This window comes from Paucisalibacillus algeriensis, assembly GCF_000577245.1.
Classification (GTDB): domain Bacteria; phylum Bacillota; class Bacilli; order Bacillales; family Amphibacillaceae; genus Ornithinibacillus.
The window spans coordinates 389,771-404,476 of sequence record NZ_CBYO010000007.1 but is presented as its reverse complement, the minus strand read 5'-3'; the positions used below and the strand labels follow the sequence as shown (position 1 = coordinate 404,476).

The window sequence follows — 14,706 nt, the reverse complement described above, 5'->3', positions numbered from 1 at the left end:
TAAAAATTGGATAACTTTACATATTACAACCCAACAAAACTTATCTTTGGTAAAGGGCAATTAGATGCACTGCCCGACCAAGTAAAACCGTATGGTAGAAAGGTGCTTCTTATTTACGGTGGTGGAAGCATTAAACATAATGGTATCTATAATACTGTTATGGAAAAGCTTGCTGAAATCAATGCAGAGGTTTTTGAGTTACCAGGAGTTGAGCCAAACCCAAGAATATCAACTGTACGTAAAGGGGTTGAAATTTGTAAGAAGGAAGGAATTGAATTTTTACTAGCTGTTGGTGGTGGTAGCACAATTGATTGTACAAAGGCAATTGCAGTAGGTGCAAAAACCGAAATAGATATGTGGGATATTGTGACGAAAAAGCATATTGCGAGTGATGCCCTTCCGTTTGGAACTGTATTAACACTTTCTGCAACAGGTTCAGAAATGAATAGTGGTTCTGTGATTACAAATTGGGAAGAGAATGAAAAGCATGGCTGGGGTGCAGCACCATACACATTTCCCAAGTTTTCAATCTTAGATCCAACCCATACGTTTTCCGTACCAGAAAATCAAACTATTTATGGGATAGTTGACATGATGTCACATGTATTGGAGCATTATTTCCATCAAACTACAAATACAAAAGTGCAAGACCGTTTTTGTGAATCTGTCTTAATTACAGTTATGGAAACAGCTCCAAAACTTTTGATGGACTTGGAAAATTATGAGCTACGGGAAACCATTATGTTATCCGGAACACTCGCATTAAACAATATGCTTAACATGGGATTCCGTGGCGACTGGGCAACCCACAACCTAGAACATGCGGTAAGTGCCGTACACGACATACCACATGGTGGGGGTCTAGCTATACTATTCCCCAATTGGATGAATCACGTTCTAGACGATGAAAACGTATTCCGATTTAAACAATTAGCAGTACGCGTCTTCAACGTAAATTCAGAAGGGAAAACAGACAAAGACATAGCCGTAGAAGGAATAGAAAAACTACGCCAATTCTGGAATAGCATCGGAGCCCCATCCAAACTATCCGACTACGGAATAGACGACAGCTCCCTAGAAATCATGGCTGAAAAAACCGTAGTTGCCTCACCTGCCTACGGTAATTTTAAAAAGCTAACAAAAGAAGACTCATTAGAGATATTTAAAGCAAGTTTGTAATAGTTATTTCAATGTAAGGTTTATAAGAGAAGGAGGAAGTTGGTATAACCTCTGAGTGGCCCGAATACACGAAGACTCCTTGAAAAAGAAAAACGCTTTTTCTATCGTGCGATGTCATGCTGTCGAAGCATTCCTTGGGACTGCGCTTACTCGCCCCATCGAAAACCATTGTCCTAAGGGTGGATAGGCATCGGTGAGACCCCACAGTGCGAATTAGGGGTTCAAAAGGTAAGAACGCTACGTCCTTCGAACAGATGTCTCCACTGTGCTGGCAATAAAAGCGAAGTGTATTCAGGCCGCGGACATGTCCAGAAATAATGACAAATTATTTCCCCGGCAATAAAAAATGTCGAAAGAACAAAAGAACTGGCTGTCTTACTGATAGATAGCCAGTTCTTCCCTAATAACTTCCCTAATCTTATCCAAACAATCCTCAGGACTCTTTCCAAATATCCTCCGATTATTCACAATTGCATAGGGCTTTACCCTACACAATCCGCAAAACGACAAACAATCACTCGTTAAAACCGCGACCTCAGGAAACTCCTCTTCAAGAATCCCCTCTATATCTAAAGTAGTAATCGCATTACCATCACATATCTCAACAACAACAATACCCATTAGCCATCACTTTCTTTCAAGAATTAAATGGAATGATTGAATGATAGCATTATCACTATACCAATTTCAAATATCATGCATCTTTCGTTCCTGTATCCTTCTGTACAAAACTCATATTTACCCAATTACGTTGTTTCCAACGGCGAAGCATTAAAACACCACGTAACCATTCGTCAGCTATAAAGCCAATCCAAATCCCTATTAACCCAAGGCCGAGGAAAATTCCAAAAAACCAACTGAAGGTTACACTTACACCCCACATAACAATAATACCAATATATACAGGGAACTTTACATCCCCTGCAGCTCTTAACGAACTGATCATAACAAGGTTAAAAGCACGACCAGGCTCCAGCACAATAGTGAGCAGTAAAAGAAATGTACCAGACTCAATGATAGACGCGTTGTCTGTAAAAATACCAAGAAATGGTTTTGCAACGAGATATACAATTCCACCAATAGCAAAAGATACAAAGATAGAAATACGTAAACTCTTTAGTGCTCGCTCATATGCATATTCTATTTTACCTGCACCAATCATATGACCAATCAATATTTGCGTGCCCTGACCAATGGCGATTGAAAATAAGAAAATAAACATCATAATATTTTGCGTATATACCTTTGTCGTAATCGCAATTGTTCCTAGTTGAGCGACAAAGTAGGTAATAACCATTTGGCTGGCGTTATAGGATAATTGTTCCCCGGCAGAGGGGATACCTATTTTTAATAGACTTTTAACATGGTTTTTTTCATACTGGAAAAAGTGCTTAAAATTAATCTCCCCATCTGCACGTTTAATGAGTAGAAAAACAAGAGCAATAAATCCCAATAATCTACTAATAGCAGTAGAATAAGCTACTCCTTCAACACCTAGAACAGGAAATCCAAAAGGTCCGAAAATAACAAAGTAATTTCCAATAATATTAAGGATGTTCATACCAATAGTTACAATCATGGTATCCTTCGTATGACCATAGCTTCTTAATATAGCACCTGTTGTCATGATTAATGCTTGAATGAAAATTAAGCCACCAACAATTTGCATATAGGCTAACCCTTCATCCATTAGTTCTTGAGGGAGATCCATTACATGCAAAATTGGCTTAGCCCAAATATATAATACTAGACTAAGGAGGATCGAGAATAGTAGATTCATACTTAATGCGTTAATGGCAATTTGTCCAGCTGCTTTAGGTTTATCTGCGCCGATATTTTGTGCAATTAAAACTGCGGCACCCTGTGCGACAAAGCCAAACATGACAATAACTACAGAAAGTATCTGATTAGAAACCCCTACTGCGGCAACTGATTTATCAGAATACTGACTTAGCATAAGTGTATCTGCGTTTCCCATTAACATATGCAGTAAAATTTCAATGAAAATTGGCCACGTAATCGAAAATAAGGTTAAATTCTTCGTAGTCTTTTTGTCCAATATTTTTCCTTCTTTCTGTAAAACAATAGGAATAGTTTACAACGAAATTGTGTAAATAAAAAGAGAATATCGTTACATATGTAAAAATATGTACCCAAACCGAGGAACCATGTGCCGGAAAACCTTGAGCATGCGCCCAAACCAAGGAATTACGCGCCCGAACCGAAGGCCCATGCGACTGAAGTCTTTGTACGTTAAAAGTAGTCGAGCGGTTTCTATCAAACAAACAGTATCTTTTGTAGTGATAAAACCCAAAAAACCGAGTTAACATTCAAATTCCGAAGGGAGAATATTGAATGATACTCGGATTACTTTTACTAAAGAACTATTTAAGCTAAATATTTATTATTACCTAGAAGACAGTGAATGTCCCTTATGATCAGCATGTTCATACCTATACCAAGCTACTAACAAGATCACACCACTTAAAATAAGTATTCCACTCGTAATGAAAAAGACGGAAGAAATGCCATAAAATCCAGCAATAGCACCACCAAGAGCAGGGCCGATAATATTACCTAAGAATCTCAAGCTAGTATTATAACCAAGCACTTCACCTTGCATTGATAATGGTGCTTCTTGGCGTATATATGCTATCCGTAATGGGATGATTCCTCCAATTGATATTCCTAATAAGAATCGGACGATGACAAGTTGCCAAATAGATGTAACAAATGCACCCGGTATATACACAATACCAGCCATGAATAGGAGGAGGATTAAGTATTTAATATAACCATATTGATCGCCGAGTTTCCCCCATTTTCTAGTCATTAACAAATTACCAACCCCGGCAGCGGAGAAAGCAATACCAGAGAAAAAGGCAATATGAAGGGGGCCGTGGATTTCTTCTACATATAAGGAGAGTATAGGCTGAACGCTAAAGTGAGCAATTTGCACAAGTGCGGAAATAATCATAACTACTAATAATACAGGGTGTCTTATAATGTGTAAAATAACTTCCTTACTTGTATAAGCTTTATGTTCCTTATCTGAACTGAACTCTAATGGCTTTTCCTTTACCCCGAAAAGTACAATAAGTGCAGATAGGAATATGGCAAGTGCGGTCCATTTAAATGTAGTAGAGAAGCCAAATATATCCGCCAATGCTCCTCCGAGTAGTGGCCCCATTAATGAACCTGTTATACTACCAGTTTGTAGGGTTCCTAGAACTTTTCCAGCAATGTTCTTGGGTGTTTGTGTTGTAATAAGTGCTTGAGACATCGGAATAAAACCTGTGAATATTCCCATTATGAGTCGTAATATAAATAATTGCCAAACGTTCGTAGCAAACCCCATCAAAAATATGGATATTCCCATTCCGGTTGCGAAGAAGACTAGTAATTTCTTTCTTCCAAACTTATCCCCAAACCGTCCCCAAATCGGGGAAAATATAAATGCAGCAATAAAAGTAACTAAGAAAACCCAGCCTGCCCAATTCTGGACATAAACATCCGAATAGTCACCGAAAGAATCGATATAAAGTGACAGAAAGGGTAAAACCATGGTCATGCTTCCTGCTATAAAGAAATTAGCAAACCACATAATAACTAAATTACGTTTAACATAGAGGTTTTCAGTATTAATAAATAATTGCCTTCTTTCTATAAAATATTTCGGTACCCTAAATATAACGGAAAACGAAATAAATTTAAAGTATTATAGATTAATAGTTAAAAGGTGTTATTTTTTGGAGATTGGGTATAATCTAAGTTATAAATTAATATTTTGATAGACAAGTAATATAAAAGAAAATTAAAGGAAAAGGAGCTAGAAATATGAAACGTTATGTAAAACTAACAGCCCTGTTTACATTAATAATTAGCTTAGTCGCGGCCTTTATCATGCCTGTAAGTGCAGATGAAGTAATTAATGAAAAACTTGGGGTTCCTATAGTTGTTTATGGTGGTAATTTAACGGAAGAACAAAAAGCTGAAACACAAAAACTACTTGAAATAACAGATCCAGAAATGGTCGATGAATATTCAGTTACTGGTGAAGACTTGGCAAAATATATTGGTGGAAACTCGAATTCCAGAATGTTCTCTTCCGCTAAAATTACGATGGAAGAGGAAGGTAAAGGATTAAATATTTCCATCATCACCCCAGATAACATCACGGAAGTAACAAGCGAAATGTATGCAAATGCTTTACTTACTGCTGGTGTAGAAAATGCAACTGTTGTTGTTGCTTCTCCTGTAAAAGTAACAGGACATTCAGCACTAACAGGGATATATAAAGCATATGATGTTGAGGGTGTAGAGCTTGATAAGGAGCGAATGGAGCTCGCGAATGAAGAACTTAATGTAGCAACGGACTTAGTTTCGGATGCGGGATTAAGTAAGGAGCAAGTGAGTGAATTAATTACTCAAATTAAGCAAGCTATTGCAGAGCAAAATCCTGCTTCTATAGAAGATATTGAGAGAATAGTACAAGAACAATTAGATAAACTTGAAATCTCATTAAGTGAAAAAGATCGTCAATTGTTAATTGATTTATTTGAGAAAATGCGTGATCTAAATATTGATTTTGATCAGGTTAAAAATCAATTAAATGATATTGCTACAAAAGTCCAAGAGCAAATTGGAGATTTATTAGCAGATGAAGGTTTCTGGGATAGTGTAGGTAACTTTTTTAAACAACTATTTGAAGCAATTGCAAATTTTTTCTCTAATCTATTTAAATAGTAGTGTTGACCGCGTCTAGTGTAGGAGGGACAGCCCCCTAAGCAATAGAATTAGTATAATTAGCTAATTTGGTTCTTGGGGAGGCTGTCCCTCTTTGTGCCTAATAAAATAAGAAAAACTACCCACTACTAATTAACTAATAATTTAGTAAAAAACGATTATTTAGTTATATCGGAATTTGTCGATTAATTATAATATATTAAATTTTGTAAAAAAGTTAATGAAATATTTTATAATAGGTTGTATAATGGAAAACAAGTTCAGGATTTAGACTATCCTGAATTGAAGGAATTTTAAAAATAGGAGGGTCTCACATATGTGGAAAAAATGGTCATTACTTTTAGTTCTTTTATTTGCACTTGGCCTAGTTCTCGCTGCATGTAACGGTGGCGGAGACAGTGATGCAAATGGCGATAACGGAACAGAAGAAAAGAGTGAAGGTTCTGGGGATTCTAGCGATTCTGGTGAAACAGAAGATGCTGGAGACACTGGCGATGTGGAGCAAGTATTAAATGTAAATATTAAATCGGAACCACCTTCATTACACCCTGGTCTAGCAACAGATACAACTTCTGGTGCTGTACTTGATCAAGTATTCGAGGGGTTAATGCGAATTAATCAAGAAGGTGTTGTTGAGCCAGCGATGGCTGCTGCTGAGCCTGAGGTTTCAGATGACTTATTAACGTATACATTCACGATTCGTGATGATGCAACTTGGTCAAATGGTGATCAAGTTACTGCACATGACTTCGAATTTGCATGGAAATGGGTACTAGACCCTGCTAATGCTGATACGGACTATGCCTATCAGTTATATGTAATCAAAGGAGCTCAGGCTGCTAAGGAAGAAGGCGGCTCATTAGATGATGTTGGTGTTAAAGCGCTAGATGACAAGACTCTAGAAGTTACTTTAGCTCAGCCAACTCCATATTTTCTAGATTTAACTGCTTTCTATACTTATTACCCTGTTAACAAAGCTGTTGCAGAGGCTAACCCTGAATGGGCACTTGATGCTGGTGAAAATTATGTAACAAACGGTCCATTCGTACTTGACACTTGGGAGCACAAAAACAAGGTCGTACTTAAGAAAAACGCAGATTATTGGGATGCTGATACTGTAAAACTAGAAACAATTAACATGTTCATGGTAGAAGATGAGAATACGGCACTTCAAATGTATGAAGCTGGTGACCTTGATTGGGTTGGATCACCAACTGACTCGGTTCCATTAGCTGCAATCCCTACACTTAAAGAAGACGGATCTTTAAACATTACTGCTCTTGCAGGTGTTTACTACTATGCATTTAATACAGAGGCAGAACCATTTAATAACGAAAATATTCGTAAGGCATTTGCATTAGCAATTAACCGTCAAGGTATTGTTGACAACATCACAAAAGGTGAGCAACAACCTGCGATGGCACTAGTACCACCTTCCATTTGGGAAGAAAGCAATGAAGGATACTTTGCTGATAATGATGTTGAAACAGCCAAGGAATATTTGGAAGCTGGTTTAGAAGAGCTTGGTTTAGAAGAATTGCCACCACTTAAGTTATCTTATAATACAAGTGAAGCACATGCTGTAATTGCACAAGCAGTTCAAGATATGTGGAGCAAGAACCTTGGTGTTGAGGTTGAGCTTGGAAACGAAGAGTGGAACGTTTATCTAGATTCTATGGGATCTGGTAACTTCCAAGTTGGACGTATGGGATGGCTTGCAGACTTTAACGATGCAATTAACTTCCTTGAAATCTTCAATTCCGTTGGCGGAAACAACTACACGAACTGGGAGGATGCTGAGTACCAAGAATTACTTGCACAATCTAGAACGGAAACAGATCCAGCTGCTCGTAAAGAAGTCCTAAGAGAAGCAGAAGCAATCTTTATGGATGCAATGCCTATCGCACCTGTTTACTTCTACACAAACGTATGGACTGCTAAAGACTACGTGAAAAATGTGGAAGTATCTGGACTTGGTGGAGTTCAATACAAGTGGGGCTACATCGAAAAATAATTGCTTAATAAATAACTATTGAAGTTTAACCAAGATAGGAAGCATCTTGTATGTTTCCTATTCTTGGTTACTTCCATATAAAATGAAACCCTTTTGTAACTTGTGGGAACAAGGCTTTTCAAGAGATTTAGAGAATAGCAACTAAATATCTAGTTTTAACATGCAAAAAGAAACCGTTGACGCCTTCTTAGAAATACAGGACAAAGAGTATTTCTTTCGCATAAACACAAGATGATATTCTTTTTTCTTGAAAAGGAAAAGGGAATAGGAGGGGTGGATTGTTTCACCTCTTTTTTTCGTTTAAGTAGTATTGATTGTAACAAGTTAATTGGAGGTGTATGTATTGGCAAAGTATATCTTAAAAAGAGTTGGCTATATTGTGATATCCTTATTCTTAATCATCAGTGCAACATTCTTTATCATGCGGGCCGCTCCCGGTAGCCCATTTGCATCCGAACGTAAGATGACACCTGCATTAGAGCAACAAATGGAAAATGCTTACGGACTGAATGATCCCATTCATGAACAATATATTACCTATGTTGTAAATGCACTTACATTTGACTTCGGACCATCCTTTAAGTTTGTTGGACAAGATGTAATGGATATTATTTTACGTAGTTTCCCTTATTCTCTCGTCTTAGGGCTTGAAGCCGTATTTATAGCTCTAGGATTAGGTGTCCTTTTCGGTGTGTTTGCAGCACTTAAACATAATCGATTTGGAGATTATACTGCAATGGTAATAGCGGTATTAGGAATATCGGTTCCAAGCTTTATCATGGCGACCATTTTACAGTATATATTCGCCATCAAGCTTGAAATGTTCTCCGTTGCACGGATGGAATCTTTCTCTGACACGATTCTTCCTGCACTAGCTCTAGCAACAACGCCACTTGCTTTTATTGCACGGTTAATGCGTTCAAGCATGCTAGATGTTTTAAGTTCAGATTATATTAAAACAGCAAAATCTAAAGGAATGAGTCAGCGAATTGTAACCTATAAGCATGGTCTCAGGAATGCTATGTTACCTGTAATTTCTTATATGGGTCCATTAGTTGCAAGTATATTAACAGGGAGTTTTATTATTGAACAGATTTTTGGTATCCCTGGTCTAGGTAGTGAATTCGTAACGAGTATTACAAATCGTGACTATACAGTTATTATGGGAACCACTGTATTTTATAGTGTGCTTTTATTAGTTAGTATTTTAATAGTAGATTTAATTTATGGAATAGTTGATCCTAGAATTAAGATTGCAGCAAAGGGCGGTGAAAAGTGATGGCACAACCACAGCTTTCAAATGCAGATTTTAATCCCCTTCATATGGATCATGCAGAATCCGAGAAAATCGTAGGGAAAAGTACTTCTTATTGGAAAGATGCTTGGAGAAGGTTTAGGAAAAATAAATTAGCCTTAATAGGTATATTAATCCTAGTTATGTTAGGATTCATGGCAATATTTGGTGCTGAAATTTCCGGAAAAAATTATAAAGATACAGACCTAATGTCAACAAATTTAGTACCGTCTGCTGAACACTGGTTTGGAACAGATAATATCGGGCGAGATATTTTCGCAAGAACTTGGGATGGTGCTAGAATTTCCTTGTTTATTGGATTGATGGCTGCATTTTTAGATCTTATCATTGGAATCATCTGGGGAGCCATTGCTGGTTACTTCGGTGGAAAAATAGACGAATATATGATGCGGTTTGCCGATATTTTATCTGGTCTGCCATATCTTTTAGTTGTTATTTTACTGATGGTTCTGATGGGGCAAGGTATCTGGACGATGATTATTGCGATGGTTTTTACGGGATGGATTAATATGGCTAGAATAGTTCGCGGTCAGGTCATGCAACTACGATCAGAAGAATATGTACTAGCCTCTCGTTCTCTTGGAGCAAGCAATTCTAGAATAATGTTTAGACATTTGATTCCTAATACACTAGGCCCAATCCTTGTTACGTTAACATTAACCGTGCCAAGTGCAATTTTTACAGAGGCATTCCTTAGCTTCTTGGGACTCGGTGTACCGGTGCCACACTCTAGTTGGGGTGTCATGACAAATGATGCTCTTAGTGCATTCCAGTATTATCCGTATCAGCTTTTCTTCCCAGCGTTCTTTATTTGTTTAACGATGCTGGCATTTAACGTAATTGGCGATGGTCTAAGAGATGCATTAGATCCGAAAGATCGTAAGTAGGAAGGGGGAAATACAAATGAAAAAAATACTAAGTGTAAAAAACCTTTCTGTAAACTTTGAAACATATAAAGCAGAGGTAAAGGCAGTTCGTGATGTGTCCTTTGATTTACATGCAGAGGAAACACTTGCAATTGTAGGGGAGTCAGGCTCAGGAAAAAGTGTAACCGCTCAATCGGTTATGCGACTTATTCCGATGCCCCCTGGTAAATTTGTTAGCGGATCCATTGAGTTTAATGGAGAGAATCTGATTCAAAAGTCTGAGAAGCAAATGGAAAGCATTCGTGGTAAAGAGATAGGTATGATCTTCCAAGACCCAATGACATCTTTAAACCCAACGATGACAATTGGTAAACAAATTGCTGAGGGTCTTATTAAGCATCAAAATATGTCTAAAACAGAAGCGCAACTGCGTGGGATAGAACTACTAAAATTAGTAGGTATTCCTAACCCAGAAAAGCGAATAAAGCAATATCCGCATGAATTTTCTGGTGGAATGCGTCAGCGTGCTATGATTGCGATTGCGTTAGCGTGTAACCCCAAAATTCTAATCGCAGATGAACCAACTACTGCACTTGATGTAACCATTCAGGCACAAATATTAGACTTAATGAAGGGATTACAAAAGGAGACAGGTACAGCTATTATCCTTATTACCCATGATCTTGGAGTAGTAGCAAATGCAGCGCATCGTGTCGCGGTTATGTATGGAGGTAAGATAGTAGAAACTGGTTCTGTTGATGAGATTTTCTATAATCCAAGACATCCATACACTTGGGGGCTGCTTGGCTCTATGCCAAAACTAGATAGCCGTGATGAAGAACTAAAGGCAATACCTGGTTCACCACCAGACTTGAGCGATCCACCAAAAGGATGCCCATTTGCAGCTCGTTGTCCATATGCAATGAAAGCATGCGGTACCCATATGCCGGAGTACTTTGAACTATCCGAAACACAAAAGACAGCATGCTGGCTATTAGATGAGCGTGCTCCAAAAGTAGAACCACCAGAATTTGTGAATGTAGGAGGTTTGAAGGTAAATGGCTAAGCCTAGGGAAAAGATTCTTGAAATTAAAGAATTAAAAAGACATTTTAAAGTAGACCGCAAAAACGTGTTAAAAGCTGTAGATGGACTTACTTTTGATATTTACAAAGGGGAAACATTTGGGCTAGTTGGTGAGTCAGGATGTGGGAAATCAACTGCTGGTCGAACGATTATGGGACTTTATCAAGCAACAGATGGAGAAGTTTCCTTTAAAGGTGCAAGCGTCCATGCGAAAAAGTCAAAGAAACAATTAAAAGAAATAACTCGCAGTATGCAAATGATCTTCCAAGATCCATATGCTTCCTTGAATCCAAGAATGACAGTTAAGGATATTATCGCTGAAGGTATCGATATTCATGGTCTTGCAAAAACAAAAAGAGAACGTGACGACCGTGTTATAGAATTATTGGAAACAGTTGGATTAAATGCGGAACACGCAAACCGTTATCCCCATGAATTTAGTGGTGGACAAAGACAGAGGATTGGAATTGCAAGAGCACTTGCGGTAGATCCTGATTTTATCGTAGCGGATGAGCCTATCTCCGCACTAGATGTATCCATCCAAGCGCAAGTTGTAAACTTGCTTAAAAAGCTACAAAAAGAAAGAGGATTAACATACTTATTTATCGCACATGACCTATCTATGGTTAAGCATATCAGTGATCGAGTAGGTGTAATGTATCTAGGGAATATGGTGGAGATCTCAACAAGTAACGACTTGTACGAAGAACCACTACACCCATATACTCAAGCATTATTAAGTGCAATTCCAATGGCTGACCCACAGGTGGAACGCACAAGGGAAAGAATTATTCTCGAAGGAGACGTGCCAAGTCCAATCAATCCACCAAGCGGATGCCCATTCCGAACAAGATGCCCAATGGCAATGGAAATCTGTTCCAAAGCAGAACCACAATTTATCGAGCACAAAAAAGACCACTGGGTAGCATGTCATCTATATGGAGATAAAAGGTAAACCTAATATTATAGAGAGTTTAAAAAGGATTGGTGTAAAAGTAAAACAACTTTTACACCAATCCTTTTTTCTATGAACAAAAGTGTAACTTAAGCATTTAATTCCCGGCATTTGAACTAAATTTCCAGGCTAAAAAGATGTATAGCACCCCCTCATTCATTATATTGATCACGGATGTGCTCGAAAAAAACAGTTAGCTAAAAGTTATTTTATAACAAAAAATCTTGAAATCATTAAAATAGTGTGAAAATACAATTATTTAGCGACACGAAATATTATGAAAATTTAAATTTGAATCCAGCTAATACAGATCCACCGAAATAAATAGAGAAAATAAAATATTACATAAGTATCAATAAATCCATTAAAAACAAGGGATTATTAAAAATGCAATACATGAATATTAAAATTTTATAAATTTTTTTAAAGATAGGGGGTGACTTTTTTAGGAAGAAGGTAGTATAATAGATTTCATCACATAACTCCAATAACACTAAATTATCAGAAAAATTTAAACAATTATAAGATTAACGTGTTTCATAAATACTATAAAAACGTAAACCCTAAAAAGGCATGATGTCTTGGGCCGATTACAATTCATAGGGGGAAATAAAATGGCAGATAAACTTTTAGAAATCAAAAATCTTACCACATCATTTCGTATAAAAGATGATTATCACGCTGCTGTGGATAATCTTTCCTTAACAGTAAACAAAAATGAAGTTCTTGCAATCGTAGGAGAATCAGGATGCGGAAAAAGTGCATTAGCATTTTCCATTATGGGACTTCATACACGTGCAAAAATTGACGGAGACATTCTTTACCGGGACCATAACATTGCAAAGATGACACCATCTGAATTAAACAAAGTACGTGGTAAAGATATCGGTATGATTTTCCAAGATCCGTTAACTTCCCTAAACCCACTAATGCAAATTGAAGAGCAAATCGGTGAAACACTACTACTTCATAATAAAGAAATGTCTAAAACAGCTCGCCAAGAAAGAGTTTTGGATTTACTGAATAAAGTAGGAATTCCACGAGCGGAATACGTGATGAATCAATTCCCTCATGAATTATCTGGTGGTATGCGTCAACGCGTTATGATTGCGATGGCAATTGCAAATAAACCAGAATTATTAATCGCAGACGAACCAACAACTGCACTCGATGTAACCATTCAATCTCAGATTCTGGACCTAATTAATAAGCTTAAAGATGAAATGAATGCTGGTATCGTTCTTATTACACATGATTTGGGTGTTGTGGCAGAAATGGCTGACCGTGTAGCTGTTATGTATGCTGGGCAAATTGTTGAGGTCGCGGATGTAAAAACTTTGTTTGCAAATCCGTTACATCCATATACTAGGTCGCTACTAAACTCTGTTCCAAACTCTGATCAGGAACAAGATCAATTACACGTAATTCAAGGTATCGTTCCTTCGTTACAAAACCTCCCTAGGGAAGGTTGCCGTTTTAGTGCTAGAATACCATGGGTGGATGAATCAGCACATGAAAAACATCCAGAATTACGAGAGGTAGACCCAGGGCACCAAGTGCGTTGCACATGCTATAAGCACTTCAGTTTCCCTGATGAAACGAAGGAGGAACAACATGTCTTATCTTGAGGTTAAAGATTTAAAAGTTCACTTCCCGATTAAGGGTGGTATCTTCGGGAGAACTGTTGATCACATTAAAGCTGTTGATGGGGTTTCAATCTCATTAGAAAAAGGTAAAACGTACGGTTTGGTAGGAGAATCAGGTTCAGGTAAATCCACTACTGGTCGAGCGATAATTGGATTAAATAATATCACATCAGGAAAAGTTATTTTTGATGGCACGGATATTACGAATATTAAGCGTACTAAATCTGAAGCGACTAAAAATATACAAATGATTTTTCAGGATCCATATTCTTCATTGAATCCTAAAAAACGTGTAGTGGACATCATTTCGGAACCACTTCGCAATTTTGAAAACTTAACACGCAAAGAAGAACGTAAGAGAGTGCAAGAATTATTGGAATTAGTTGGTTTAAGTCCGGAGAGTATTTTAAAGTATCCACACGAATTCTCAGGTGGACAACGTCAACGTATCGGTATTGCTAGGGCAATTGCATTAAAACCAAAGTTGATAATTGCAGATGAGCCGGTATCTGCACTTGATGTATCCGTTCAAGCACAAGTGCTTAACTTTATGAAAGAAATTCAAAAAGAGCTTGATTTAACGTATCTATTTATCAGTCACGATTTAGGAGTAATCAAACACATGTGTGACGATATCGGTATTATGTACAAAGGTCGCTATGTGGAAGAAGGGACAGCAGAGGATATCTTTTTGAATCCACAACACATCTATACAAAGCGTTTAGTTGCCGCTATACCAGATATCGATCCAAATAAACGTGAAGCAAAGCGTAAATTCCGTGAAGAAGTAAAAACGGAATATGACCAGTCCTACAATGATTACTTTGATGAAGAGGGTTTAGCTTATAAATTACAGCCAGTTTCTGAAACACATTTAGTAGCTTTACCGGAGAAAGGTTGA

12 protein-coding genes are annotated in these 14,706 nt (G+C 37.5%); 9 read left to right on the top strand and 3 right to left on the bottom strand.

The genetic code is table 11. From position 1 onward, the window contains the following. Nucleotides 1-6 precede the first annotated feature (6 nt). Entirely contained in the window at nt 7-1,179 is a 1,173-nt protein-coding gene (locus tag TY11_RS06430) for an iron-containing alcohol dehydrogenase (RefSeq protein ID WP_042144087.1), read from the top strand. Nucleotides 1,180-1,554: 375 nt separating this feature from the next. On the opposite strand, the gene TY11_RS06425 is transcribed toward TY11_RS06430, so the two are convergent. The 3 genes from TY11_RS06425 to TY11_RS06415 all read right to left on the bottom strand — a co-directional run bounded on the left by TY11_RS06425 (nt 1,555) and on the right by TY11_RS06415 (nt 4,783). Next, nucleotides 1,555-1,800, bottom strand: a complete 246-nt coding sequence (locus tag TY11_RS06425; protein WP_042144085.1) for a YuzB family protein — start codon at nt 1,798-1,800, stop codon at nt 1,555-1,557. A 73-nt stretch (nt 1,801-1,873) separates the two neighbouring features. After that, nucleotides 1,874-3,238 carry an MATE family efflux transporter gene (locus TY11_RS06420; protein ID WP_042144083.1) on the bottom strand — a complete coding sequence of 455 codons (1,365 nt, stop codon included), beginning with the start codon at nt 3,236-3,238 and terminating at the stop codon, nt 1,874-1,876. 348 nt (nt 3,239-3,586) lie between these two features. Then, entirely contained in the window at nt 3,587-4,783 is a 1,197-nt protein-coding gene (locus tag TY11_RS06415; protein WP_042144081.1) for an MFS transporter, read from the bottom strand. A gap of 233 nt (nt 4,784-5,016) precedes the next feature. Between TY11_RS06415 and TY11_RS06410 the strand changes: the two genes are divergently transcribed. The 8 genes from TY11_RS06410 (at nt 5,017) to TY11_RS06375 (ending at nt 14,706) form a co-directional block, all read left to right on the top strand. Beyond that, nucleotides 5,017-5,925 (top strand): DUF1002 domain-containing protein, encoded by a 909-nt coding sequence (locus TY11_RS06410; RefSeq protein ID WP_042144079.1) that lies wholly within the window; start codon nt 5,017-5,019, stop codon nt 5,923-5,925. A 316-nt stretch (nt 5,926-6,241) separates the two neighbouring features. Continuing rightward, nucleotides 6,242-7,939 (top strand): peptide ABC transporter substrate-binding protein, encoded by a 1,698-nt coding sequence (locus TY11_RS06405; protein WP_042144076.1) that lies wholly within the window; start codon nt 6,242-6,244, stop codon nt 7,937-7,939. A 343-nt stretch (nt 7,940-8,282) separates the two neighbouring features. Beyond that, a complete protein-coding gene (locus TY11_RS06400; protein ID WP_042144074.1) occupies nt 8,283-9,218 on the top strand; it encodes an ABC transporter permease in 936 nt (311 codons plus the stop codon). Continuing rightward, entirely contained in the window at nt 9,218-10,141 is a 924-nt protein-coding gene (locus TY11_RS06395) for an ABC transporter permease (protein ID WP_042144073.1), read from the top strand. The genes TY11_RS06400 and TY11_RS06395 overlap by 1 nt, the downstream gene beginning before the upstream one ends. A 16-nt stretch (nt 10,142-10,157) precedes the next feature. Next, the gene (locus TY11_RS06390; RefSeq protein WP_042144070.1) at nt 10,158-11,186 is read left to right on the top strand and encodes an ABC transporter ATP-binding protein; all 1,029 of its coding nucleotides are present in this window, start codon (nt 10,158-10,160) and stop codon (nt 11,184-11,186) included. Beyond that, nucleotides 11,179-12,159, top strand: coding sequence for an ABC transporter ATP-binding protein (locus TY11_RS06385; RefSeq protein WP_042144068.1), 981 nt, complete (start codon nt 11,179-11,181; stop codon nt 12,157-12,159). Before TY11_RS06390 ends, TY11_RS06385 begins: the two co-directional genes overlap by 8 nt. Before the next feature lie 614 nt (nt 12,160-12,773). Then, nucleotides 12,774-13,787 (top strand): ABC transporter ATP-binding protein, encoded by a 1,014-nt coding sequence (locus TY11_RS06380; protein WP_042144066.1) that lies wholly within the window; start codon nt 12,774-12,776, stop codon nt 13,785-13,787. After that, a complete protein-coding gene (locus tag TY11_RS06375; protein ID WP_042144064.1) occupies nt 13,774-14,706 on the top strand; it encodes an ABC transporter ATP-binding protein in 933 nt (310 codons plus the stop codon). The genes TY11_RS06380 and TY11_RS06375 overlap by 14 nt, the downstream gene beginning before the upstream one ends.